This is a genomic window from Bilophila sp. 4_1_30 (assembly GCF_000224655.1).
GTDB classification, from domain to species: domain Bacteria; phylum Desulfobacterota; class Desulfovibrionia; order Desulfovibrionales; family Desulfovibrionaceae; genus Bilophila; species Bilophila wadsworthia.
This window is the reverse complement of the sequence record NZ_JH114233.1, coordinates 823531-824665: the sequence shown is the minus strand read 5'-3', so window position 1 is coordinate 824665 and position 1135 is coordinate 823531. Positions and strand designations below refer to the sequence as shown.

The window sequence follows — 1135 nt, the reverse complement described above, 5'->3', positions numbered from 1 at the left end:
GGCTGGCCCGCCTCGGGAGCCATGCCCGTTTCCGGGCTGCCTGCGGGACCGTTCCCGCCGTTCCGGTCAGGCCGACGGCAGCGACGGCGGGTTCATGCCGAACCGGTCGATGCACAGGGGCGCGAGATCGACCAGCGGGGTTTCGCCGCGCAGCATCTGGGATACGAGCTTGCCTGTGATGAGGGACAGGCCGATGCCGTTGCCTTCATGCCCGGCGGCCACATACACGCCCTCCACATGGGTGGGGGAGATGATGGGCTTGCCGTCCGGGGAGGCGGGGCGGACGCCCGCGTAGGCCCGGATGAGCTTCACGCCGCTGAAGGACGGGAAAAAATGCTTGGCGCGCTGCGCTATGGCCTGCATCACGGCGGGGTGGGGCGTCGTGTCCATGCCCACGAAGCGGCGGCTGCTGCCGATGAGCACCGTGCCCGCCGCGGACGGCTCAAGCACCATCGCCACGCCGAACTGCTCCATTTCCGGGGTTACACCGGGGCGCTTCTTGCCGCTCTTGGCCGCCAGATAGCCGAATTCCGCGTAGTTCTTGCTCACAAGCCCGTCGAGGCGCTCGGTGACGAGGATCTGCCCCTGCCGGGGGCGGATCGGGACTTTCACGCCCACCATGTCGCCGAGGCCGGGGGTCCAGACGCCGGAGGCCAGCACCACTTTCTTGGTGGCGATGCTGCCGCTGCTGGTTTCCACGCTCTGCACCGCGCCGTTCCTGACGGTGATCCCGGTGACGGCGGTGCGGTTGAAGGCTTTCGCACCCTTTTGGCGGGCCAGCTCCGCGAGGCCGAAGCACAGGCGCATGGGGTTGAGCTTGGCGTCGCCGTTGAAGTTGAGGCAGGCGATGACCTTGTCGGAGACGTGCGGCTCGTGGCGGAGCAGTTCGTCGCGGTCCCAGAAGGTCACGTCCACGCCTTCGTTCTTCTTGCCCTCATAGTTGGCGAGCACGGTTTCCATGTCCCGCTCGTCGTCGACCAGCAGGCCGAGGCCTTCGGGCTCGAACTCGATGTCGCAGGGCAGCTCGCGGCTGATTTCCGGGAACATGTCCTGCCCGATCTTGCAGAACTGGCTGAAGTAGCCGGGCGCGCTGTCGTAGGTCACGGCGTGGCCGTCGCAGCGGCGGCTGGAGCCC

1 protein-coding gene is annotated in these 1135 nt (G+C 67.8%); it reads right to left on the bottom strand.

All coding sequences use genetic code 11. From position 1 onward, the window contains the following. Positions 1-66: 66 nt before the first annotated feature. A partial coding sequence (locus HMPREF0178_RS15460) for an FAD-binding oxidoreductase (RefSeq protein ID WP_009380687.1) occupies positions 67-1135 on the bottom strand: 1069 nt, incomplete at its 5' end.